Raw genomic sequence first — 21,661 nt, forward strand, 5'->3', positions numbered from 1 at the left:
GAGTGGGGATGGACAAACTGTTTCGCTCCAGTTTAAAACCAGTTTATACAGAAGAACATATAATGCTGTACCAGGCAGACAGTCTGGAACTGCTGAAAAAGGGAATACCAGAGTCTGTGGATATGATTTTTGCAGATCCCCCCTATTTTCTCAGCAATGACGGAATTACCTGCAAGGGCGGTAAAATGGTATCTGTGAATAAAGGGAAATGGGATCAGTGTGATTCTGTTATGGACAAACACAATTTTAACCGCAGATGGATTCGGGCCTGCAAAAAAATGCTGAAGGAAAGCGGGAGTATCTGGATATCCGGGACTCTTCACAATATTTATTCCATCGGCATGGCGCTGGAGCAGGAGGGATTTAAAATTATCAATAATATTACCTGGCAGAAAACGAACCCGCCGCCGAATCTGGCATGCCGGTGCTTCACCCACTCTACGGAGACCATTCTCTGGGCGCAGAAGAACGAAAAAAAGGCCCGGCATCTCTTTAACTATGAAGATATGAAGGAAATGAACGGGGGAAAGCAGATGAAGGATGTCTGGACGGGGAGCCTGACGAAGCCCTCTGAGAAGACATTTGGAAAACATCCGACCCAGAAACCGGAGTATCTGCTGGAACGCATAATACTTGCCTCAACCAAACCGGGAGATATGGTATTGGATCCCTTCTGCGGTTCCGGAACTACCGGTGTGGCGGCCAAGCGTCTGGGCCGCAGGTTTATCGGCCTGGAACGGGAGGAAGAGTATCTGAGAATCAGTGAAAAGCGTCTTTGGGCAGCCAGGGAGAGGCAGGAGGATAGCCATGAGTAAAAAAATTACAGTCTGGTTACTGGTGCTGAGTATGTTCTGTCTGCTGGCCGGGTGTCAGGGGAAGGAAGAGGAGACCAGAGAATATATAAATAAGGGGAATACATTTTCTGTCACAGTCCCAGGTGAATGGAAGATTACAGAGACAGATAATGAGGACCATCTGGTGCTGGACAACGAGGACCAGTCTCTGAGTATCCTGATTCAGCGGTTTCCCCAGGAAGGGCTGGAGGAGGAAGACGGCAGCGGACTGGAAGACTTTATGGCTGCGTATAAAAGCCAGGTTATCCCGGATCTGGCGGCCGCCGGGTCAGAGTCGGACGGGGATGCACAGCTGGAGGGAATGAAGCATGCCAGAGAAGAGGAATATAAGATGACCCAATCAGGCCAAGTCTTCAAGGCTTATATCTTATATGTGGAATCCGATGTGGCATATTACAGTGTAGCAGTCACAGGAACCGGGGAATCCTACGATCCGGATATTGATAAGCTGAAAACAGCAGTAAAAACACTGAAGGAGTTGTAATTACCGGGTTGACTTACAAGTAAAAAGTGATATAATGATCCCAGAATATAAGAAAAGCTATGAAGGAAAGAGTAACTTATAGGATGCATACAGAGAGAGCGGCACATCGGTGGAAGCTGCTTATGCAAAATATCAGTGAAGACCACTCCTGGATGTTCTGCAGGATGCAGAAGATCAGCTGCATATGAATACAGAAGCTTTCTGTTAAGTATGGCCGTATGCCTGCGTTAAAGGCTAGGATTTGATGGAATCCGAAAGTTAAAAGTTAAGGTGGAACCGTGCATTTCAAAATAGTATGCACCCTTAGAGCTGTACAATTGTGCAGTTTTAAGGGTGCTTTTCTTATATCCGCAACATGTCATTCTGCGCAGAGGACAGTTCAAAATAAAAGAACAGGAGAGAGTATATTATGAGGATAACATTAAAAGATGGAACTGTGAAAGTATATGAGAGGCCGCTGACACTTGAAGAATTGGCCGGGGACCTTTCAGAGAGGCTGAGACAACATGCAGCGGCAGGGCTTGTAGACGGAACACTGACGGATCTGAGGGAAGAGCTGACGGCAGATTGCAGCGTGGAAATCCTGACGTTTCAGGATGAGAGAGGCAGGGACGTCTTCCGCCATACCACCGCACATATTCTGGCGCAGGCAGTGAAACGGCTGTATCCGGAGACAAAGCTGGCCATAGGGCCTGCCATCGCGGACGGCTTTTATTATGATTTTGACAGAGAAGTCCCCTTTTCCCAGGAAGAGCTTATGCTGCTGGAAAAAGAGATGCAGAGGATTGTAAAAGAAGGGTATAAGATCACACGATTTACCCTTACCAGGGAGGAAGCGCTTCAGCTGGCAGCATCCCGTGGAGAAGACTATAAAAAGGAACTGATAGAGGAGCTGCCGGAGGACGAACCCATCCGTTTTTATCAACAGGGGGAATATATTGACTTGTGCGCAGGCCCCCATCTGCTGAGCGTAGCACCAGTAAAAGCTTTTCATCTGACAAAAGTGGCCGGAGCTTACTGGAAAGGCAGCGAGAAGAATAAAATGCTTACCAGAATCTATGGCACTTCCTTTCCCAAAAAAGCAGACCTGAAAGCGTATCTGGAACAAATGGAGGAGGCAAGGAAAAGAGATCACAGAAAATTGGGGAAAGAATTGGGCCTTTTTACCTTTATGGAACAAGGGCCGGGATTCCCATTCTTTCTGCCAAAGGGAATGGTGCTGAAGAATGTTCTGATTGACTATTGGAGAGACATTCACCGGAGAGAAGGGTATGTGGAGACATCAACGCCTGTGATGCTGAACAAAAGCCTCTGGGAAACATCGGGCCATTGGGAACACTATAAGGAAAATATGTATACTACAACTATTGATGACGAGGAGTATGCCATCAAACCCATGAATTGTCCGGGAGGTATGCTGGTCTATCAGTCGGAACCTCGTTCCTATCGGGACCTTCCCATGCGGATCGGTGAGCTGGGACTGGTACACCGTCATGAGAAATCAGGAGCTCTTCACGGTCTGATGCGGGTGCGGTGCTTTACCCAGGACGATGCCCATATTTTTATGACAAAGGATCAGATTTTGCCGGAGATAAAGGGAGTAGTCCGGCTGATTGATCAGGTATATTCACGATTCGGATTCAAATATCATGTGGAACTTTCTACAAGGCCAGAGGACAGCATGGGCAGTGATGAGGACTGGGAGGATGCTACCATGGGACTTAAAAGGGCCCTGGAGGAGATGGAAATTCCCTATCAGGTAAATGAGGGGGACGGGGCTTTCTACGGGCCGAAGATTGACTTTCATCTGGAAGACTCAATTGGAAGAACGTGGCAGTGCGGTACCATACAGTTGGACTTTCAGCTGCCTTTGCGGTTTCAGGCAGAATATACGGGGGAGGATGGACAGAAGCACCGTCCCATTATGATTCATAGGGTAGTATTTGGCTCAGTGGAGCGGTTTATAGGGATTCTCACAGAGCATTTTGCAGGAAGGTTTCCTTTCTGGCTGGCACCGGTGCAGGTGAAGGTTCTCCCGGTCTCCAGAAAACACGGTGCGTATGCCGGAAATATTCTGGAGCAGCTTAAAAACCAGGGGATCCGGGCGGACATGGATATGAGAGATGAAAAAATAGGCTATAAGATCAGAGAGGCCCAGCTGGAAAAGATCCCATATATGATAGTTGTGGGAGATCGGGAGGAAACAGACGGCACCATAGCACTGAGAAGCCGGGAGGAAGGAGACCTGGGAAGTATGAAGCTGGAGGAGTTCCTGGAACGCAGCCTATAATCCGACAAGAAAATCCTTTTACTTCCCCCGGGTTTATATTATAATTAATCTGTATGTTAAAATAAATATAGGGAGAGGTTTTTCTATGGAACGAAAAGTAGGAACCATCTCAAGAGGAATCCGCTGCCCGATTATCCGGGAAGGGGATCCCCTTGGTGATATTGTAGTAAAGAGCGTACTGGACGCAGGAGAGAGTGAAGGATTTTCCCTGAGAGACAGGGATGTAATTGCCGTGACAGAATCAGTGGTTGCCCGTTCACAGGGAAATTATGCCTCAGTGGAGGCCATTGCAGAGGATGTTAGGAAGAAGCTGGGAGGAAAAACGATAGGAGTCATCTTCCCTATCTTATCCAGAAACCGTTTTGCAGTATGTCTGAAGGGAATCGCAAAAGGAGCGGAAAAGGTAGTCCTTATGCTGAGTTATCCCAGTGATGAGGTAGGGAATGAACTGGTATCTCTGGACAAGCTGGATGAGGCCGGCGTGAATCCCTACAGTGATGTGCTGACACTGGAACAGTACAGAAAGCTGTTTGGAGAAAACAAGCACCCTTTCACGGGCGTTGACTATGTGGCGTATTACAGTGAGATTATCCGTAAGACCGGGGCGCAGGTGGAGGTGATCTTTGCCAACAATCCAAAAGAGATTCTGTCTTATGCGGACTGTGTCCTGTGCTGCGACATCCACTCCCGGGAGCGTACCAAACGGATTCTCAGACAGGCTGGGGCTAAGGCTGTGTGCGGCCTTGATGACATTCTCACGGCGCCGGTGGAGGGCAGCGGCTGCAATGAGAGATACGGACTTTTGGGATCGAATAAATCAACAGAAGATACGGTAAAACTGTTCCCCAGAGACTGCAAGAACCTGGTAGAAGAGATACAGGACAAGGTTCTTAAAGCAACAGGCAAATGTGTGGAGGTTATGGTATATGGTGACGGAGCTTTTAAGGATCCCGTAGGAAAGATCTGGGAACTGGCCGACCCTTGTGTATCCGTAGCCCACACACCTGGTCTTGAGGGAACACCGAACGAAGTTAAACTAAAATATCTGGCAGACAATGATTTCAGGGAGCTGTCCGGGGAGGCGCTGAAGGAGGCCATATCCAAGAGGATCAAAGAAAAGGGCGAAAACCTTGTGGGAGATATGGCGTCTCAGGGAACCACGCCCAGACGTCTTACGGATCTCATCGGTTCTCTCTGTGATTTGACCAGCGGCTCCGGGGATAAGGGTACCCCGGTAATTCTGGTACAGGGTTACTTTGACAATTTTACGAATTAGGATAAGGAGATAGATTAGGGATGAAACAGGATATGATAGTAATCTTAGACTTGGGAAGCACAGAGAATACCACACTTGCGAGAGCTATCCGTGACCTGGGGGTGTACAGTGAGATTCACCCTCATGATATTACTGCCAGGGAGCTTAAAGAGCTGGAAAATGTAAAAGGCATTATTCTGAACGGCGGTGAAAACCGGGTGGTGGACGGCCAGTCCATTGACGTGTTGCCGGAGATTTACGGCTGCGGCTATCCGGTTGCTGCCATTGATCATCAGGCGGCACAGTGTGAGACAAAGCTGGAAACACTGCCGGATACAAACTGGCTGAAGGAATTTTTATTCACCGTCTGCAGAGCAGAGCCGAACTGGAATATGAAGAACTTTGTGGAAGACCAGGTGGAACTGGTGCGCCGCCAGGTAGGGGATAAAAAGGTATTGCTGGCACTCTCCGGCGGGGTGGATTCTTCTGTCGTGGCAGCTCTTCTTCTGAAAGCCATCGGACAGCAGCTTGTGTGTGTTCATGTAAACCACGGGCTTATGAGAAAAGGAGAGTCAGAAAGCGTTGTCTCCGTCTTCCGGGATCAGCTGAGCGCAAACCTTGTATACGTAGACGCCACTGAGAGATTCCTTGGAAAGCTGGCCGGTGTTGCAGATCCTGAGGAGAAAAGAAAAATTATCGGAAGTGAATTCATCCGTGTCTTCGAAGAAGAGGCCAGAAAGCAAGAGGGAATTGACTTCCTGGGGCAGGGGACTATTTATCCGGATATTATAGAAAGTGGTACGAAAACCGCAAAAATGGTGAAGTCACACCACAATGTGGGCGGTCTGCCGGAAGATATGAAATTTGAGCTGGTAGAACCCCTGAAACAGCTTTTTAAAGACGAGGTACGCGCCTGCGGTCTGGAACTGGGACTTCCTGACGCCATGGTTTTTCGCCAGCCATTCCCCGGACCGGGACTGGGAGTGCGGTGTCTGGGCGCCATCACCAGAGAGCGCCTGGAGGCTGTCCGGGAAGCGGATGCGATTCTCCGGGAGGAGTTTGAAATTGCAGGCCTGAATAAAAAAGTATGGCAGTATTTTACCATAGTTCCGGACTTCAAGTCTGTGGGGGTAAAAGACAATGCCAGATGCTTTGAGTATCCTGTGATTATCCGTGCGGTGAATACTGTGGATGCCATGACAGCTACTATCGAACAGGTAGAGTGGCCCGTGCTTCTGAAGATTACAGACCGTATCCTGAAGGAAGTGGAGAATGTAAACAGAGTCTGCTATGATCTTTCCCCCAAGCCTACGGCTACTATAGAATGGGAATAAAGCCTGAAATGGCTGGTTGATATGAACTGTCGGGGCCGGCTGGAAAGTATTCCTGCCGGCCCTGTTCGATGCAGCAAATTCAGGAGGTGTTATGTATTCCAGTCTAAAAACGTATCTAATTTTGTTTGGCGGTGTTTTTGCACTGTCGACATCGGCCATTTTTGTTAAAATAGCGAATGCCCCTTCATCGGTCACTGCATTTTACCGCCTTTTCATTGCGGCAGTGGCGCTTACGCCTGCCCTTCTGTGCATCCCCGAAAGCCGGGGGGAAATCAAAAAACTCCAAACGAAGCAATGGGTACAGATTTTGTCCGCGGGTTTATTGCTGGCTCTGCACTACGTGCTTTGGTTTGAATCACTGAACTTCACGTCTGTTGCAAGCTCCACGGTTCTTGTGTGTCTGCAGCCCTTGTACTCTCTTGCACTGGAACGGTTTATAGGCAAAAAGAAAATAAAATCCGCTGCGCTGGCCGGCTGTGTAACTGCTTTATGCGGCTGTTTTATCATAGGATTCGGTGATTTCCGGCTCGATGGGAAAAGCCTTCTGGGGGATATATTGGCATTGGTTGCAGCCGGCGTGATATCGCTGTACTTTTTTGTGGGAGAAAACATCAGAAAAGACATTTCTGCCGTGACCTACTCAACGTTAAGCTATTCTTTCAGTGCGGTCCTCCTGGCTGTGTATATTCTAATCCGGAAGGAATCCTTCTGGGGCTATACGGGACAAACATGGCTGGCGTTTCTCGGACTGGCCCTGATTTCGACCATTGGCGGACAATTTGTATTCAATCTTTTGCTAAAAAATGTACCGGCTTCTGCAGTAACAATGAGCATTCTGGGAGAACCTGTCGGCACCTGCATACTTGCTTATCTGATACTCCATGAAGTTATTATACTTCAGCAATTTATTGGGATACTAGTAATAATGCTTGGGATGATTGTGTTCTTTTTTTCCAAATCCCCAAAGAAACGTGAAACCCTTAAAAATGGGCTGACTAAAGGAAAAGAATAGTGGACACATTTTTAAAGAAATGATACTATCTTACCAGATAAATCAAGAAGAAAACATATGAAAAAGAGGGAACTATCATGGATATACAAAATCTATTAGAACAGGTAAAAGCAGGAGAAATGGAGATTTCCCAGGCGGAAGCTCTGCTCAAGAAGCTGCCCTACGAAGAGCTCGGGTTTGCCAAGCTGGATCACCACAGGAAAGCCAGATCAGGATTTGAGGAAGTGATTTTCTGTCAGGGAAAGCAGACACAGCACCTGGTGGAGATTTATAAGCATTTTTATGAACAAGACTCTAATGTGCTGGGGACAAGAGCTTCCAGGGAACAGTATGAGGCGGTGAAAGAGGTGCTGCCTATGGTGCAGTATGATGAAATGTCAAAGGTTCTTTCTATATACAGCAAAGAGCGGGAGTTGACGGGATGCGTGGCTGTCTGTACCGGAGGGACATCAGACATACCCGTGGCAGAGGAGGCGGCTCAGACTGCAGAGTTTTTTGGGGCAAAGGTAAAACGGATCTACGACGTGGGGGTTGCGGGGATACACCGTCTCCTGTCCAAAGTGGATGTGATAGAGGATGCCAACTGCATCGTAGCGGTTGCCGGTATGGAAGGGGCCCTTGCAGGGGTAGTGGCAGGCCTGGTGGACAAACCTGTGATTGCAGTCCCCACCTCAGTGGGATACGGAGCCAATTTCGGAGGACTCTCAGCCCTTTTAACCATGCTGAACAGCTGTGCTGAGGGGATAGCGGTGGTAAATATTGACAATGGGTTCGGAGCGGGATATATGGCAACACAGATAAACCGCCTGGCTGAGCGTTAACAGCAGGATATAAGGGTGAGGACGCACCGCTTCAGCGGAGAGCCATATTATAATAACTAAAAGAAAGTGTTGCCAAAAGGAGGATACTGTATTAAAATAGTGCAGTATCTAAAAGAATTAGAAAAAGGGGGAAATCTATGCGTAAATTGTGGAACAGCCTGCCCTTTCGCCTGCTGCTGGGCGTTGTGGTTGGTATAATCATTGGATTAATTGCCAATGAGAGTTTTATGAATGTCATTGTTACTGTAAAATATGTACTGGGGCAGGTGATTACCTTCTGTGTGCCTCTGATTATTATTGGCTTTATTGCACCGTCTATTACCAAACTGGGGAGCAATGCTTCCAGAATGCTGGGAATTGCCCTGGTAATCGCGTATGTGTCTTCCATAGGGGCCGCCCTGTTTGCGGCGGCGGCAGGCTACGGATTCATTCCGCATCTGTCAATTGTATCTACGGTAGATGGATTAAAAGAACTTCCGGAGGTGATTTTCCAGCTGGAGATTCCGCAGATTATGAGCGTTATGAGCGCACTTGTATTTTCTGTAATGATAGGTCTGGCGGCTGCCTGGACAAAAGCAAACTATATTACAGGGGTTTTGAATGAATTTCAGCAGATTGTGCTCCAGATTGTTACCAGAGTGATTATCCCTATCCTGCCGTTTTTTATTGCGTCTACATTCTGCGGGCTTGCCTATGAGGGAACCATTACCAGACAGCTGCCTGTGTTCATTAAAGTCATTTTAATCGTTATGCTGGGGCATTACCTCTGGCTGGCTCTGCTGTATCTCCTTGCGGGCCTGTATTCGGGGAAAAGTCCGTGGGAAGTGCTTAAATATTATGGACCGGCATACCTTACCGCTGTGGGTACTATGTCATCGGCAGCCACACTGGCAGTTGCATTAAACGGAGCCAGAAAGTCCAAGGTGCTGCGCAGGGATATGGTGGACTTTGGTATTCCCTTGTTTGCCAATATTCATCTTTGCGGGTCTGTGCTCACTGAAGTATTCTTTGTCATGACCGTATCCCAGATACTGTACGGCTCACTGCCCTCCCTTGGAACCATGGTATTGTTCTGCCTGCTCCTGGGGGTATTCGCCATCGGGGCCCCGGGGGTGCCGGGAGGCACTGTGATGGCTTCCCTGGGACTGATTACCGGCATCCTTCTCTTTGACGAGACAGGAACCGCCCTGATGCTCACGATATTTGCACTTCAGGACAGTTTTGGAACTGCCTGCAATGTAACCGGAGACGGTGCCCTGACTCTTATGCTGACAGGGTATGTAGAAAAGCATAAGGTGGAGGAGCAGAAACTGGAAGTTAAATTATAGAACCAGGGTAACAGAGTACCTGCCGAAACAAACAGCCGGCGGGTACTCTGTTTTTGCGTACTTACATAACAGAAGATAAAATTCCGGCAACTTAGGGTGGAAGCCAGATGGCTGGGGTGGTATAATTTTGATAGTAAATGCATGAAGGATAGGAGAAGCTATGGGAAAACAGAAGAAAAGGAAGAAAAAAGGTGTAGGGGATATTGTTCGCAGTGTGCTGCTGATTGTATGTATCGGTATATTTTTATTTTCTGCCTTCCAGTTATTTCGTATTTATATGGAGTATAAAAAGGGATCCGATGAATATGACTCCATAAAGGATACTGCCGTCATTGAGCCGGCCAGGGAGGAGACTGGGGAGGAAACGGAGGAACCTCAGATTCAGGCCCCGCAGATTGATTTTGCGTCACTTCAGGCCACGAACCCCGATGTGGTGGGATGGTTGGAGCTTGAGGCTATAGATATCAGCTATCCCATTGTACAGGGAAAGGATAACGATAAGTATCTTCATTATACCTTTGAGGGAAAGAAGAATGCAGCGGGAGCCATTTTTATGGAATATACCAACAAATCAGATTTTTCGGACTGCAATACAATTATATATGGGCATAATATGAAAAATGGTTCTATGTTCGGGCAGCTGAAAAAATTTCAGCGGGAGGATGTGTACTCTGTAAGCCCCTATCTGTGGATCTGCACACCCGGCGGAAGCTACCGATATGAGATTTTCTCCTATCATACTACAAGTGCCACAGGGGATACATATACCCTTTTCAGTGCGCCGGGTCAGGAATTCCAGCAGTATCTGGAAAAAATGAAAAGTGCTTCAGAGATAGAAAATGATGTTCAGGTTTCACAGAACGATAAGATTGTTACATTATCTACCTGCACCGGAAATGATAAGACAAGATTTGTGGTTCAGGCCAAACGCCTGCCGGAGGTGTATAAGTGATGAAAGAAATTGAAAAACTGCAGCAAATCATTGACAAATATGATAATATTGTATTTTTCGGGGGTGCAGGAGTGTCTACTGAGAGCGGGATTCCGGATTTCAGAAGCGTGGACGGCCTGTATAACCAGCAGTATGACTACCCCCCTGAGACAATCCTGAGTCACACCTTTTTTATGAGAAACCCCCAGGAATTTTTCCGCTTTTACCAGGCCAAGATGCTCTGTGACACGGCGAAGCCCAACAAGGCCCATCTAAAACTGGCGGAGTTGGAACAGGTCGGGAAGCTTAAGGGGATAATTACTCAGAATATAGACAATCTTCACCAGATGGCGGGGAGCAAAAATGTTTGGGAGCTTCACGGATCTGTGTATCGGAACTACTGCGTTCGCTGCGGCGGAGCCTATGACTTTGCCTTCATGAAGAAAGCCAGCGGGATTCCCAAGTGTAAATGCGGCGGAATGGTTAAGCCGGATGTGGTCTTGTACGAGGAAAGCCTGGACAGCCATACCCTAGAGGGGGCGGTATCTGCCATCAGCAAAGCCCAGGTCCTGATCATCGGGGGCACTTCCCTGGCCGTCTATCCGGCAGCGTCGCTGATAGATTATTTCCGGGGGGAGGCCCTGGTTGTGATCAACAAGGCTCCCACACCCAGGGATAAGCAGGCGGATCTTCTGATACAGGCACCCATCGGGGAAGTGTTCGGACAGATAACCGTAAAATAACTTTCGGAGGTTTACGATATGGTATATGAAGTGGGAGACATTGTAAGGCTGAAAAAACAGCATCCCTGCGGCAGCAGTGAATGGGAAATCCTGAGGGTTGGGGCCGACTTCCGGCTCAAATGTACAGGGTGCGGCCATCAGATCATGGTGACCAGAAAGCTGGTAGAGAAGAATACCAGAGAATTGAAAAAAAGGGCAAAATAACTTGCATTCTCATACATTTTATGGTAGAATCAAAAATTGTGATATATTATAAGATATCCTTGTTCCCTGAAGAGATCAGGGGGCCAAAAGACCAAAAGGAGGTAAAACAGCATGAACAAGTATGAATTAGCATTAGTTGTGAATGCCAAAATTGAAGATGAAGCTCGTGCAGCTGTTGTAGAAAAAGCGAAAAAATACATCGAACGCTACAACGGAACTGTAACAGAAGTGGAAGAATGGGGTAAGAAGAGATTAGCTTACGAAATTCAGAAAATGAGAGAAGGCTTCTATTACTTTATTCAGTTTGAGGCAGATGCAGCTTGTCCGGCAGAAGTTGAAAGACACGTGCGTATTATGGACAATGTTTTGAGATATTTGGTTGTTAAAAAAGAAGCATAATTTTTTAACTGAAAAGCGCCATTTTGATTATAATGGTTCTGATAGCCGATGATTGATAATTTGTAAATAATACGAGGTAATAGATATGAACAAAGTAATTTTAATGGGGCGTTTAACAAGAGATCCTGAGGTAAGATATTCAGCAGGAGAGAATGCGCTGGCAATTGCCAGATATACACTTGCCGTAGACAGAAGATTCCGGAGAGACGGAGAGGCAACAGCAGATTTTATCAGCTGTGTTGCATTTGGCAGACAGGCAGAGTTCGCGGAGAAGTACTTCCGCCAGGGAATCCGTATTACCATATGCGGAAGGATCCAGACAGGAAGCTATACGAACAGGGAAGGCCAGAAAGTGTATACTACAGAAGTTGTTGTAGAGGAGCAGGAATTCGCTGAGAGCAAGGCAGTCAGTGACAGCCATGTGGGACAGGCGTCACAGCAGGCCGCAGCTCCCACACCGAACAATGCAGCATCTATCGATGGCTTTATGAATATTCCTGACGGCATAGACGAAGAACTGCCGTTTAACTAAAATAAGGAGGTTAAAGCTCATGGCTTACAATAAAAGTGAAAGACCAGATTCTCCAATGAAGAGAAGAGGCGGTCGCAGAAGAAAAAAAGTTTGTGTATTCTGTGGTAAAGAGAACAATGAGATCAGCTACAAGGATGCTAACAAATTAAAGAGATATGTATCTGAAAGAGGGAAAATCCTTCCCAGAAGAATCACAGGTAACTGTGCAAAACATCAGAGAGCTCTTACAGTTGAAATTAAGAGAGCAAGACATATCGCTATTATGCCTTACGTAACAGACTAAAAATGAATCTGGATAAAACCGTTATTGCTTGTGCAGTAGCGGTTTTTTTAATGGGAATGACACATACTAGAAGGGAAGCAAATGTTAGAATTCTATCCAGGAAAGGCAAATATATGAAATTTGATGCAGTTTATTATGAGACAGAAAGTTTGTCCTACCCTCTGGGAAAGGCATTGAAGGAGAGGTTTGGCAATCTGCCCTGGATCCCTATAGAGAACCATAATTCCATCAGGGAGATGCAGGAAAAACCTAATGCGGAGTTCGGGTACATGAAACGCAACCTGATTATCGGCATTCGAAAAACCCATAAATATGTAGAAAATCATAAAGTGTCTGACTATCTTGTCCCCTACACGTCCTCAGGATGTACGGCCATGTGCCTGTACTGCTATCTTGTATGCAACTATAATAAATGTGCGTATTTGCGTCTCTTTGTCAATCGGGAACAGATGCTGGACAGACTGATACGCAAATCCGGCAAAAGTGACAGGCCTCTTACTTTTGAAATTGGCAGCAATAGTGATCTGGTGCTGGAAAATACTATAACAGACAATCTGACCTATACCATTTCCAGATTTGCAGAGGAGGGCACAGGCTCTCTTACCTTTCCCACCAAATTTGATATGGTGGATCCGCTGCTAAATCTGGACCACAGAGGAAAGGTTATTTTCCGGATGAGTGTCAATCCCCAGTCCGTGATCCGGAGGATAGAACTGGGGACTTCCGGGCTGAAGCAGCGGATCAGGGCCGTGAATAAAATGTGTGCGGCGGGATATCCCTGCGGGCTTTTAATCGCACCTGTCATATTGGCAGATGGATGGAAAGAGGCGTACACCGGTCTTTTCGAGGAATTGAGAGAAGGGCTGTCAGAACAGGTGAGAGAACAGATGTTTCTTGAGATTATACTGATGACCTACTCTTATATCCACCGGGCCATCAATGAGGAGGCTTTCCCCAATGCCCCTCAGCTGTATGACAAAGACCTGATGACAGGACGGGGCAGAGGCAGATATTGCTATCGTCCGGAGGCGAGAGCAGAGGCGGAAGCATTCCTGCGGGAGGAGATTAAAAGGATTCTTGGGGATGTACCGATTCTGTATATCAGTTAGAAGGACAGAGCCTCATAAATACACATCCCCCCGGGAAAGCTTTTTCTGGGGCTGGTTATTTGGGAAGTTCAATCATCTTATCCAGTTCCAGTCCATGGAATACCCCCTGAAACGTTAGATGTGTCAGAAGTTCCGCAAGATAAGCAGGGCTGTATTTCATGCCGTCCTCCAGCCATTTGCTTGTGATTCCTATATGGGCAGAGATAATATACTGAATCAGGTAGGCTTTAGGCAGAGACAGATCTTCATCGCTGAACTGGTTTAGAATTTCAGTATAAGTAATACGGGCACTTTCTTCCATTTTCTGACGGAAGGAGGGCAGACCGTTTCTTCCCAGCATCACCCGGAAAAATTCCGCATGCCCGGCTATGTATTGGAAATGCTTCACGTAGTATTTACAGCTGCTCTTAGAGCTTAAGCCGGATTCCCTGGCATAGGAATCCGGCTTTGTCTCTTTCCTGAGCTGAGCAAAGATCTCATCTGTAATGGTATCTAAAAAATCCTGTTTATCTTCAAATTGAGAATAAAAAGTACTTCTTGCAACCTGAGCCTCTTCTACCAGATTCTGGACAGTGATTTCGTCAATTGTCTTCTGATCCATAAGGTGAATCAGAGCCGCCACCAGATACTGACGGCTTCTTGTCTTTCTGAGATCTCCGTGTTCCTTCATTGATACACCTCCCCGGCAGATTGGATTTATAAGTATTATAAATCCCGTCAAGCCGTTTGTAAAGTGGAGGATATCATGGGGCAGTGCCGAATTTACCTGCTGTAAATTTGGTCAGGAAGGGGGTAATAACAGTCGTAAGTATCATCACCAGCGCGATCTGTGCGGTAGCTGCCTGAAGATAGGGCGCATGTTCGGGAACTGCCTGGGCGATCTGGGAAGGTGCCCCTATGGCCAGGCCGGCGACACAGCAAGTCGCTACAGAGGCGTACCCTGGACGTCTCAAAATCCAGTGATCGGTGCAGAACGCAGGTATTATACTTATGATATAGAATACTAAGGTGAGAAAGATTCCTTGCAGTCCGGACCGGAAGGCGGTGACCAGATTCACGGATATTCCAAAGCAAAAGCCCAGAAAAGGAAGAATAATCATGGAACCAGGGGCCATAAGCTTTTGGATATCCCCGTCTATGTTTCCCAGGAGAATTCCCAGGAAAAACGGCACAAGGAGTGCGATTAGCGCCATATAATCAAAGGCGGCGCCACTTGCTGCACCAAGAATCAAAAGGGGAATGGTGGGCATGCAGGCTACATTCCAGAGTCCAAAGGCGGCGTGATCAATTTCATCCCCATAGGATTTCGTAAGTGCAAGAAATACTCCGGGGTTATTGCTGGCAAGAACGGATACAAAGGCCATAGTGGAAATGCCGAAGATCCCTTTGGCTCCAAAGCTGTGCATCAGAATCATTCCCGCAGCAAAGGCCATGATAAGCTTGACCGCCAGCAGGGTACCGTGCCGTTTCAGAACCGTGCCTATCTGCCGCACAGGAAGCTGACTGCCAATGATAAAAAGCAGCAGTCCTGCCAGGCACATAGTGCCGGAGGAGGAAAAGAGTGCGGTGGTAGGGCCTCCGATTTCAACGAGACCGGGTGCCCAGGTATGAATAATCGCCGCGATAAGTAAAGGCCCGACCATGAGTCCCCCAGGAAACTTTTGTACCGTTTTGAGTATTTTCAAAATATCCCTCCCGTCTTACTTTATTATAAGGATACCGGCCGCTGTTATACGGCCGGATAATCTGTCAAATATTTAATTTCAGCAGTTCAGCGGCATTGGTGCGTCCGATGCGGATGCGATCCGCATAGCTGAGAGGTACATTATCAAACCAGGTAGCAGCCTCATCCAGACTTTCGTATGGGGTATCCGAAGAGAACATGACATGCCTGTTATCGCACTCCATAAGGGTATCAATAAAAGCACGGGTATGAAAATGTCCGCTGGTAGTCATATATACGTTCTTTTCCATATATTCTGTCAATGGCTTTTTGTGAGCGCCGCAGGGTTTCTGGTTATTCAGACGGTGCTGAAGACGGGGAAGCCCAAAGGGAAGTCCCTCTCCCAGATGGCCCAGAATCAGCTTTGCTGTGGGCAGTTCGTCAAAGATACCGCTGCATAACAAACGAATGGCATGGATGGCAGTCTCAGCGCCAAAGCCCCAGGCAGAACCCAACAGGCCCGGATAGCCCTCATAGGCTCTCTGCTGATTTGGAACCGGATCACGGGGATGCAGGTAAAGCGGCACGTCCAGCTCAACTAGTTTCTTCCAGAAAACAAAGTTTTGCTTTTCGTCCAGATATTCTACGTTGTTTTTATCATTTTTCATGGTATATCCGTTTATAAGGGCGCCTACGAACCCCAGCTCTTTTACACAGAATTCCAGTTCCTTGCAGGCAGCTTCAGGATCCTGCATGGCGACAGCTGCAAATGCGTTAAAACGTTTGGGATATTTCTGCACATAGTTTTCGTAAATCCAGAGATTCATTTCATGAGCTCTGGCTACCGCGTCTTTAGTATCCAGCACTTCCTGGATACCCGGCTGTGTCAGGGACATAATAAACATCTCAACGCCATTCCGGTCCATATCTGCGATACGGATGTCGGCCGAATGCAGTCTGGCTTTAACTGCTTCAAAATAGTCTTCTTTATTTCTTGCAGTTTCATTCTGCGGATCCCCGGTAGCCTCCCACTGGGGAGATTCATAGTGTTCCTCCAGGGCAATCTTTCCGTGCATGATTTCCTGTCCGTAAGGAGCGACATAGTCTTTTACATATTCTTTTCTGAATTCAAAACCCATAATACTTACCTCCTGAAAGTGTTGGGAAATCTTTGCGCGCCAGATTTCTGTTGTTTGTGATTGCATTATAACAAATGAAACCTGGGATTACTATCATCAGAATATCGGTTTTTGTTCGGATTCCTTCATTTAAAGAGGGTATGTTTGGAAAAAAAGGGAAAACATACACATGTTAGAGTTTTGTCCGCAATAAGAAATACGGCAGCGGTCTAGCAGCTCTCCTCTGTGACTTTGTTACGGTGAAAAAGAATCTTTTCCTGTAGACTGTAAGTCAGTAAGAGACAGGGAGGTTGCTGTTGTGGCAAAAAAAAGTGCGTTTGTATCAGAAGGAGGCTGTGTGGCATGCGGAGCCTGTGAGAATGAATGCCCCAGAGATGCGGTGGCGGTATGGAGAGGATGCTTTGCTAAAATAAATAGGGAGAAATGTATAGGCTGCGGTCTCTGCGCCAGGGTATGCCCGGCCAATGCCATCTCACTGGTAAAAAGGGAGGTAGAAGCTTGAGAAAGAAGAAGTGGTACGAATACCTGTGGATCTGGTCCATAATTTATTTTGCTTTGGGCTTCTTTAATATATTATTTGCATGGCTGGGGATGATCGATTTTTTACTTCCAATAGTAATTGCCGTATTCGGGAAAAACAAATGGTTCTGCAATCATCTGTGCGGCCGTGGCCAGCTCTTTGCCCTTCTGGGGGGCAGACTGAAATTATCCCGGAATAAACCTACTCCCCATTGGATGTATTCCAAATGGTTCCGATATGGATTTTTGCTGTTCTTTATGACTATGTTTGGCAGTATGATATTCCAGACATGGATGGTGGCGTCCGGAGCCTCAGATTTGAGAGAGGCAATTAAGCTCTTATGGACGATCCGTGTGCCCTGGGGCTGGACCTATACCGCAGGTACAGCATCCCCGTGGGTTGCTCAGTTTGCATTCGGATTTTATGGTCTGATGCTCACATCCGCAATTATTGGCCTTGTAGTGATGATGTTATATAAGCCCCGCAGCTGGTGTACCTTTTGTCCTATGGGTACAATGACACAGGCAGTCTGCAGACTGGAACATAGAGAATGATGCAAGGAAACCCCACAATAAACGGCCCCCTGTCTGGCAGACAGGGGGCCGTTTATTGTTGACAGGCTGCCCGGGGGGCCATTCAGAAGAAGTTGCATTAAAAAACAAAATAGGATACTATATGAAGTAACATCTAACTTGATGGAAAGGTCAGTGTAACTTCGATGAAAAAAAATATATTATTGCGTACAAATCTACTGGTATGTCTGATCCTGGCAATCGGTTTCTCGCTCACTGCTATGCTCAGCTACCGGGCGAATTATAACGCCTCGCTGCAGAATATAGAACAAGTCTCAGACCTTACGTCTGAGGGGATTTATTACCAGCTGGCAGGTACGTTCACTAAGCCTGTGAATATTTCACTTACCATGGCAAATGACAGTCTGCTCAGGGACTTCCTGCTTGGGGAGGAGGCCCATCTGGAGGATGAGGGATATACGGAGACGATCCGGGAATACCTGCGCACATACCAGGAGAAATACGGATATGATTCGGTTTTTCTCGCATCGGTGGCTACCGAACGCTATTACAACTTTAACGGACTGGACCGTGTTCTGGAACCAGAAGATACGGAAAATAAATGGTTCTATGAGATGCTGGAAAAGGACGAGGATTACTCCATCGTGGTAGACAATGATCAGGTGGCAGGAGCTGAGAACCGGATTACCGTTTTTGTCAACTGCAAGCTTACCGGTCCGGATGGTCAGGTTCTGGGAATTGTGGGAGTGGGAGTGGCTATTTCTAATCTTCAGGAGCTTCTTCAGAGTTATGAGACAGAATTCGGTGTCCATGCCTATCTGGTAAATGCCCGGGGAATGATTGAGATTTCCACAGAATACACAGGGTATGAAGCAGTCAGCCTGTTCAAACAGTATACGTTTGCCTCAGACATTCAGCATGAGATTATGGACTGGGAAACTGCAGGGGAAGCCAAAAGCCTCTGGGCTGACAACGGCAAGGGTGACAGTTATGTGGTAACCAGGTATATTCCGGAGCTTATGTGGCACTTAGTAATTGAGAGAAATACCGGGAATCTGGTGGATGAGATGAAGCACCAGATGCTGCAGACTGTGATAGTCATTCTTGCCATCATCTTTGGGGTGCTTTTGATTATCACCTTGGTGATCCGCAATTATAACAAGCAGATTCTCTCATTGGTGAAGGCAGTAGAGAGACAACACCACACGGTGTTCGAACAGGCCACTAATCAGTTGTTTGAAGATATCTATGAGCTTGATATTACCAATAACCGTCCGGCAAACGAAAGTACAGAGCGTTATTTTGAAAGCCTTGGGGCACCGGCGGGGACTCCTTATGACAAGGCGCTGAAAATTATTGCGGAAAAGCAGATCAAAGAGGAGTACCGCCAGGGCTATCTGGATATGTTTTCCCCGGAAAATGTATACCGGGCGTTTCAGGAAGGACATGAAAGCCTGCACTATGATCTCATGATCTCCAAACATGGAGAGAAGTACTACTGGATGCGGATCACAGCACTTATCATCCCCTGGGAGTCCGATCATTCCCTTCATATGCTGGTGTATCGCCAAAATATCGATGTAGAGAAACAGCGGGAACATCAAATGCAGGAGCTGGCCCAGACAGATGAGATGACAGGGATGCTGAATAAATCAGCCACCCGGAGGCAGATCGAAGCACTGCTAAAGAAGGAACCCGGAAGATTTTATGCATTTTTCATTTTTGATATTGATAATTTTAAGCAGGCCAACGATCACTACGGGCATGTATACGGGGACGGTGTCATCACAGAATTTACCTGCCGCATTAAAAATCATTTTCGGCTGGACGATATCCTTGGACGCATCGGGGGCGATGAATTCGTCGCTTTTGCGGCTGCCCATAACAGGGAATGGGTGAATGAAAAGGCAGAAGAACTCTCAAAGGCTTTGGATTTTGTATATACATCCAGGGAACGGGAATGGCATGTCACAGCCAGCATTGGAGCAATCTCTGTCTGGGGAAAAGGGAGCAGCTTTGAGCTGCTGTATCAGCATGCGGATGAGGCTCTTTATCAGGCAAAAAAACTGGGACGCAATACCTATGTTGTATATGAGACACTCTCTTCTGAGGGGCGCTGACTATTGGGACAGAACCCGGGGGATAGGTGCTGAGGCTACTGTGATAACCAAACGGCGCTGAACTGGCGTCCTGAATTTAAAAAGTTTTTCTGAAATATCGTTAATAACCCATTAATTGTAGAACAAAATATGTTTGTTTATTCCATTTTCAAGACGTTAATTACCTGTCGTCATTGACGTATCATGCTTTTCATGTTACCATAAGGTTATCACGATAACAAAAAGGCGCAGAGGACTTGTCTGCATTGCCGGACTCATTTTATGCATTTGTGTGCATTATTCCTGCTATTGTGAAACAGTCTGAAAAGCTGTTATCAGGATTTAAAGTTTAACAGAATGGAGGGTTTTCATGAAGAAAAACAATGCGGAACAGAAATCTGACACTACAAAAGCTGGTAAAACGATAGATACTTCTATCGTATGTATCGCAGTGGCTGTAACGGTGATAATATCCATTGTGTGTATCGCCTTCTCAGACACCGTATCTGTATGGTTGTCGTCTATTTTTAACTATCTGACAAACAAATTGGGATTTACCTTTATCTGGTTTGCGGCTCTGGTCATTGCATTCTGCCTGTTTATTGCTTTCAGCAAATATGGGAAGATTCGCCTGGGGGCAGATACAGACCGTCCTGAGTATTCTAATATCAGTTGGTTTTCTATGATATTTGCGGCAGGTATGGGAATCGGGCTTGTATTCTGGAGCGTTGCCGAGCCGTTGAATCATTTTTTTGCTCCGCCGGTAGCCGATCCGGCATCACCAGAAGCTGTTGTTGAATCTCTGAAGTATACGTTCTTCCACTGGGGAATCCATCCCTGGGCACTTTATCTGGCGGTAGCTGTACCTATGGGATATTTTCACTTCAGACAGAAAAAACCAATGCTGGTCAGTTCGGTTTTCACACCATTTCTGGAGAACAAATCTTTTAAGAAGCCTCTTTTGAAGGGGATTGACGCTTTTACGATTATTCTGATTCTTATAGGAGTTGCAACCTCCTTTGGGTTGGGCAGTCTTCAGATTGCCAGCGGTCTGGACTACGTTTTTGGCTTTTCTATGGGAGATTTTACTCCTATTTTGATCATTATTGTATTTGCAGTATTGTTTATTATATCTTCCTCTGCGGGAATTGAGAAGGGAATGAAAAAGCTGAGCAACAGCAATACGGTCATTGTGTTTATGGTACTGTTTTTTATCCTGTTTACCGGCCCTACAATTAATCTGATCAAAAGTACTACGGAAGCAATAGGCGCTTATATCCATCAGCTGATTCCTATGAGCTTCTTCCAGGATGCAGACGGGGCGGTTGCTGCTCATACGGGAGAAAACTGGATTGGCAACTGGACCATATTCTACTGGGCATGGTGGATTACCTGGACCCCATTTGTAGGAAGTTTTATAGCGCAGATATCAAAGGGAAGAACTCTGCGTGAGTTTATTCTGGCGGTTATGTCCATCCCAACGATTCTCAGCTGTATCTGGTTTGGCGTACTTGGAGGTTCTGCCTTACATATTGAATTGGAGAACCCGGGAAGTATTGCTGTGAACGGTGTGGTAGATACCAACTCCTCTATTTTTGCTATGCTTTCCACGCTGCCGCTGCCCCAGATTATATCTGTACTGGTTATCATATCCCTGTCCGTGTTCTTCCTGACATCAGCGGATGCCGGTGTTCAGGTAGTGGCCGTTATGAGCTCACGGGGCATGGAGAATAATGACAGAAAGATTAAGATTCTGTGGGGCGTGATTCTGGCGATGCTTTCTATTATGTTTGTAGTAACCGGAGGATTATCTGCTGTTCAGTCACTATCATTTGTGTTTAGTTTTCCGTTTATGATCCTAATCTGCTTTATGCTGGTTTCTTTTTATAAGCAGCTGACTAAGAATGAGCTGAAATGATACTGTGGCCGGCGGGGGAATAAAGCGGCGGCGGACTATGCAAAGACAGGAAAAGGCAGCAGCAGCTATCAATGATTATCATTGATGCTGCTGCTGCCTCAGACTGTAGACAAAGTCCGAGGACAAGTGCCTCGGATTTTCTTCGCCATTGAGCCAGAAAAGTCAGCACTTACAAGACTTTGAGGCTCTTTTTTGGTATAATAGATGTAT

22 protein-coding genes are annotated in these 21,661 nt (G+C 46.7%); 19 read left to right on the plus strand and 3 right to left on the minus strand.

Annotated elements, in window-relative coordinates; genetic code table 11:
- Positions 1-8 precede the first annotated feature (8 nt).
- The 15 genes from GKG41_RS15130 to GKG41_RS15200 all read left to right on the plus strand — a co-directional run bounded on the left by GKG41_RS15130 (position 9) and on the right by GKG41_RS15200 (position 13,579).
- Positions 9-815 (plus strand): site-specific DNA-methyltransferase, encoded by an 807-nt coding sequence (locus GKG41_RS15130; protein WP_154260103.1) that lies wholly within the window; start codon positions 9-11, stop codon positions 813-815.
- Positions 808-1,338, plus strand: a complete 531-nt coding sequence (locus tag GKG41_RS15135; RefSeq protein WP_154260105.1) for a hypothetical protein — start codon at positions 808-810, stop codon at positions 1,336-1,338. Before GKG41_RS15130 ends, GKG41_RS15135 begins: the two co-directional genes overlap by 8 nt.
- A gap of 406 nt (positions 1,339-1,744) precedes the next feature.
- Positions 1,745-3,628: a threonine--tRNA ligase gene (thrS, locus tag GKG41_RS15140; protein ID WP_347563331.1), complete on the plus strand. Its 1,884-nt coding sequence runs from the start codon at positions 1,745-1,747 to the stop codon at positions 3,626-3,628.
- 85 nt (positions 3,629-3,713) lie between these two features.
- Entirely contained in the window at positions 3,714-4,904 is a 1,191-nt protein-coding gene (locus tag GKG41_RS15145; RefSeq protein ID WP_154260111.1) for a coenzyme F420-0:L-glutamate ligase, read from the plus strand.
- A 20-nt stretch (positions 4,905-4,924) separates the two neighbouring features.
- A complete protein-coding gene (gene guaA, locus GKG41_RS15150; protein WP_154260113.1) occupies positions 4,925-6,217 on the plus strand; it encodes a glutamine-hydrolyzing GMP synthase in 1,293 nt (430 codons plus the stop codon).
- A 91-nt stretch (positions 6,218-6,308) separates the two neighbouring features.
- Positions 6,309-7,229 carry a DMT family transporter gene (locus tag GKG41_RS15155; RefSeq protein ID WP_154260115.1) on the plus strand — a complete coding sequence of 307 codons (921 nt, stop codon included), beginning with the start codon at positions 6,309-6,311 and terminating at the stop codon, positions 7,227-7,229.
- Positions 7,230-7,306: 77 nt separating this feature from the next.
- Entirely contained in the window at positions 7,307-8,050 is a 744-nt protein-coding gene (gene larB / locus GKG41_RS15160; RefSeq protein WP_154260118.1) for a nickel pincer cofactor biosynthesis protein LarB, read from the plus strand.
- A 137-nt stretch (positions 8,051-8,187) separates the two neighbouring features.
- Positions 8,188-9,378, plus strand: coding sequence for a dicarboxylate/amino acid:cation symporter (locus GKG41_RS15165; protein WP_154260120.1), 1,191 nt, complete (start codon positions 8,188-8,190; stop codon positions 9,376-9,378).
- A 160-nt stretch (positions 9,379-9,538) separates the two neighbouring features.
- A complete protein-coding gene (gene srtB / locus GKG41_RS15170; RefSeq protein ID WP_154260123.1) occupies positions 9,539-10,330 on the plus strand; it encodes a class B sortase in 792 nt (263 codons plus the stop codon).
- On the plus strand, positions 10,330-11,052 hold the full coding sequence (locus GKG41_RS15175) for an NAD-dependent protein deacylase (RefSeq protein WP_154260125.1): 723 nt from the start codon (positions 10,330-10,332) through the stop codon (positions 11,050-11,052). The genes srtB and GKG41_RS15175 overlap by 1 nt, the downstream gene beginning before the upstream one ends.
- Before the next feature lie 18 nt (positions 11,053-11,070).
- Positions 11,071-11,256: a DUF951 domain-containing protein gene (locus GKG41_RS15180; RefSeq protein WP_154260127.1), complete on the plus strand. Its 186-nt coding sequence runs from the start codon at positions 11,071-11,073 to the stop codon at positions 11,254-11,256.
- A 111-nt stretch (positions 11,257-11,367) separates the two neighbouring features.
- Positions 11,368-11,655, plus strand: a complete 288-nt coding sequence (gene rpsF, locus GKG41_RS15185; protein WP_072849569.1) for a 30S ribosomal protein S6 — start codon at positions 11,368-11,370, stop codon at positions 11,653-11,655.
- 85 nt (positions 11,656-11,740) lie between these two features.
- Positions 11,741-12,187: a single-stranded DNA-binding protein gene (locus tag GKG41_RS15190; protein ID WP_154260129.1), complete on the plus strand. Its 447-nt coding sequence runs from the start codon at positions 11,741-11,743 to the stop codon at positions 12,185-12,187.
- Positions 12,188-12,206: 19 nt separating this feature from the next.
- Positions 12,207-12,470, plus strand: a complete 264-nt coding sequence (gene rpsR, locus GKG41_RS15195; RefSeq protein WP_072849573.1) for a 30S ribosomal protein S18 — start codon at positions 12,207-12,209, stop codon at positions 12,468-12,470.
- A gap of 113 nt (positions 12,471-12,583) precedes the next feature.
- On the plus strand, positions 12,584-13,579 hold the full coding sequence (locus GKG41_RS15200; RefSeq protein WP_154260132.1) for a spore photoproduct lyase family protein: 996 nt from the start codon (positions 12,584-12,586) through the stop codon (positions 13,577-13,579).
- Positions 13,580-13,634: 55 nt separating this feature from the next.
- Here the strand turns inward: GKG41_RS15200 and GKG41_RS15205 are convergent, their stop codons facing one another.
- The 3 genes from GKG41_RS15205 to GKG41_RS15215 form a co-directional block, all read right to left on the minus strand.
- Complete coding sequence (locus GKG41_RS15205; protein ID WP_154260133.1) at positions 13,635-14,249, minus strand: TetR/AcrR family transcriptional regulator; 615 nt, start codon at positions 14,247-14,249, stop codon at positions 13,635-13,637.
- A 73-nt stretch (positions 14,250-14,322) separates the two neighbouring features.
- Positions 14,323-15,264: a 2-keto-3-deoxygluconate permease gene (locus GKG41_RS15210; RefSeq protein ID WP_154260135.1), complete on the minus strand. Its 942-nt coding sequence runs from the start codon at positions 15,262-15,264 to the stop codon at positions 14,323-14,325.
- 64 nt (positions 15,265-15,328) lie between these two features.
- On the minus strand, positions 15,329-16,381 hold the full coding sequence (locus tag GKG41_RS15215; RefSeq protein ID WP_226902230.1) for an amidohydrolase family protein: 1,053 nt from the start codon (positions 16,379-16,381) through the stop codon (positions 15,329-15,331).
- A 298-nt stretch (positions 16,382-16,679) separates the two neighbouring features.
- On the opposite strand from GKG41_RS15215, the gene GKG41_RS15220 reads away from it, so the two are divergent.
- From GKG41_RS15220 to GKG41_RS15235, 4 genes are all read left to right on the plus strand, one after another.
- Positions 16,680-16,883: a 4Fe-4S binding protein gene (locus tag GKG41_RS15220; RefSeq protein ID WP_226902231.1), complete on the plus strand. Its 204-nt coding sequence runs from the start codon at positions 16,680-16,682 to the stop codon at positions 16,881-16,883.
- On the plus strand, positions 16,880-17,455 hold the full coding sequence (locus GKG41_RS15225; RefSeq protein WP_154260138.1) for a 4Fe-4S binding protein: 576 nt from the start codon (positions 16,880-16,882) through the stop codon (positions 17,453-17,455). The genes GKG41_RS15220 and GKG41_RS15225 overlap by 4 nt, the downstream gene beginning before the upstream one ends.
- Before the next feature lie 164 nt (positions 17,456-17,619).
- Complete coding sequence (locus tag GKG41_RS15230; RefSeq protein ID WP_154260140.1) at positions 17,620-19,554, plus strand: sensor domain-containing diguanylate cyclase; 1,935 nt, start codon at positions 17,620-17,622, stop codon at positions 19,552-19,554.
- A gap of 349 nt (positions 19,555-19,903) precedes the next feature.
- Positions 19,904-21,451: a BCCT family transporter gene (locus GKG41_RS15235; protein ID WP_154260143.1), complete on the plus strand. Its 1,548-nt coding sequence runs from the start codon at positions 19,904-19,906 to the stop codon at positions 21,449-21,451.
- The last annotated feature ends 210 nt before the right edge of the window (positions 21,452-21,661 follow it).

This window comes from Lactonifactor sp. BIOML-A5, from assembly GCF_009677585.1.
Lineage (GTDB): Bacteria > Bacillota > Clostridia > Lachnospirales > Lachnospiraceae > Lactonifactor.

Coding starts and splice junctions, on each gene's coding strand:
- GKG41_RS15205 (WP_154260133.1), bottom strand. CDS start 14,249: ATGAAGGAACACGGAGATCTCAGAAAGACAAGAAGCCGTCAGTATCTG.
- larB (WP_154260118.1), top strand. CDS start 7,307: ATGGATATACAAAATCTATTAGAACAGGTAAAAGCAGGAGAAATGGAG.
- GKG41_RS15155 (WP_154260115.1), top strand. CDS start 6,309: ATGTATTCCAGTCTAAAAACGTATCTAATTTTGTTTGGCGGTGTTTTT.
- GKG41_RS15200 (WP_154260132.1), top strand. CDS start 12,584: ATGAAATTTGATGCAGTTTATTATGAGACAGAAAGTTTGTCCTACCCT.
- GKG41_RS15190 (WP_154260129.1), top strand. CDS start 11,741: ATGAACAAAGTAATTTTAATGGGGCGTTTAACAAGAGATCCTGAGGTA.
- GKG41_RS15215 (WP_226902230.1), bottom strand. CDS start 16,381: ATGGGTTTTGAATTCAGAAAAGAATATGTAAAAGACTATGTCGCTCCT.
- rpsF (WP_072849569.1), top strand. CDS start 11,368: ATGAACAAGTATGAATTAGCATTAGTTGTGAATGCCAAAATTGAAGAT.
- guaA (WP_154260113.1), top strand. CDS start 4,925: ATGAAACAGGATATGATAGTAATCTTAGACTTGGGAAGCACAGAGAAT.
- GKG41_RS15230 (WP_154260140.1), top strand. CDS start 17,620: ATGAAAAAAAATATATTATTGCGTACAAATCTACTGGTATGTCTGATC.
- srtB (WP_154260123.1), top strand. CDS start 9,539: ATGGGAAAACAGAAGAAAAGGAAGAAAAAAGGTGTAGGGGATATTGTT.
- GKG41_RS15145 (WP_154260111.1), top strand. CDS start 3,714: ATGGAACGAAAAGTAGGAACCATCTCAAGAGGAATCCGCTGCCCGATT.
- GKG41_RS15175 (WP_154260125.1), top strand. CDS start 10,330: ATGAAAGAAATTGAAAAACTGCAGCAAATCATTGACAAATATGATAAT.
- GKG41_RS15235 (WP_154260143.1), top strand. CDS start 19,904: ATGAAGAAAAACAATGCGGAACAGAAATCTGACACTACAAAAGCTGGT.
- GKG41_RS15180 (WP_154260127.1), top strand. CDS start 11,071: ATGGTATATGAAGTGGGAGACATTGTAAGGCTGAAAAAACAGCATCCC.
- GKG41_RS15135 (WP_154260105.1), top strand. CDS start 808: ATGAGTAAAAAAATTACAGTCTGGTTACTGGTGCTGAGTATGTTCTGT.
- rpsR (WP_072849573.1), top strand. CDS start 12,207: ATGGCTTACAATAAAAGTGAAAGACCAGATTCTCCAATGAAGAGAAGA.
- GKG41_RS15130 (WP_154260103.1), top strand. CDS start 9: ATGGACAAACTGTTTCGCTCCAGTTTAAAACCAGTTTATACAGAAGAA.
- GKG41_RS15165 (WP_154260120.1), top strand. CDS start 8,188: ATGCGTAAATTGTGGAACAGCCTGCCCTTTCGCCTGCTGCTGGGCGTT.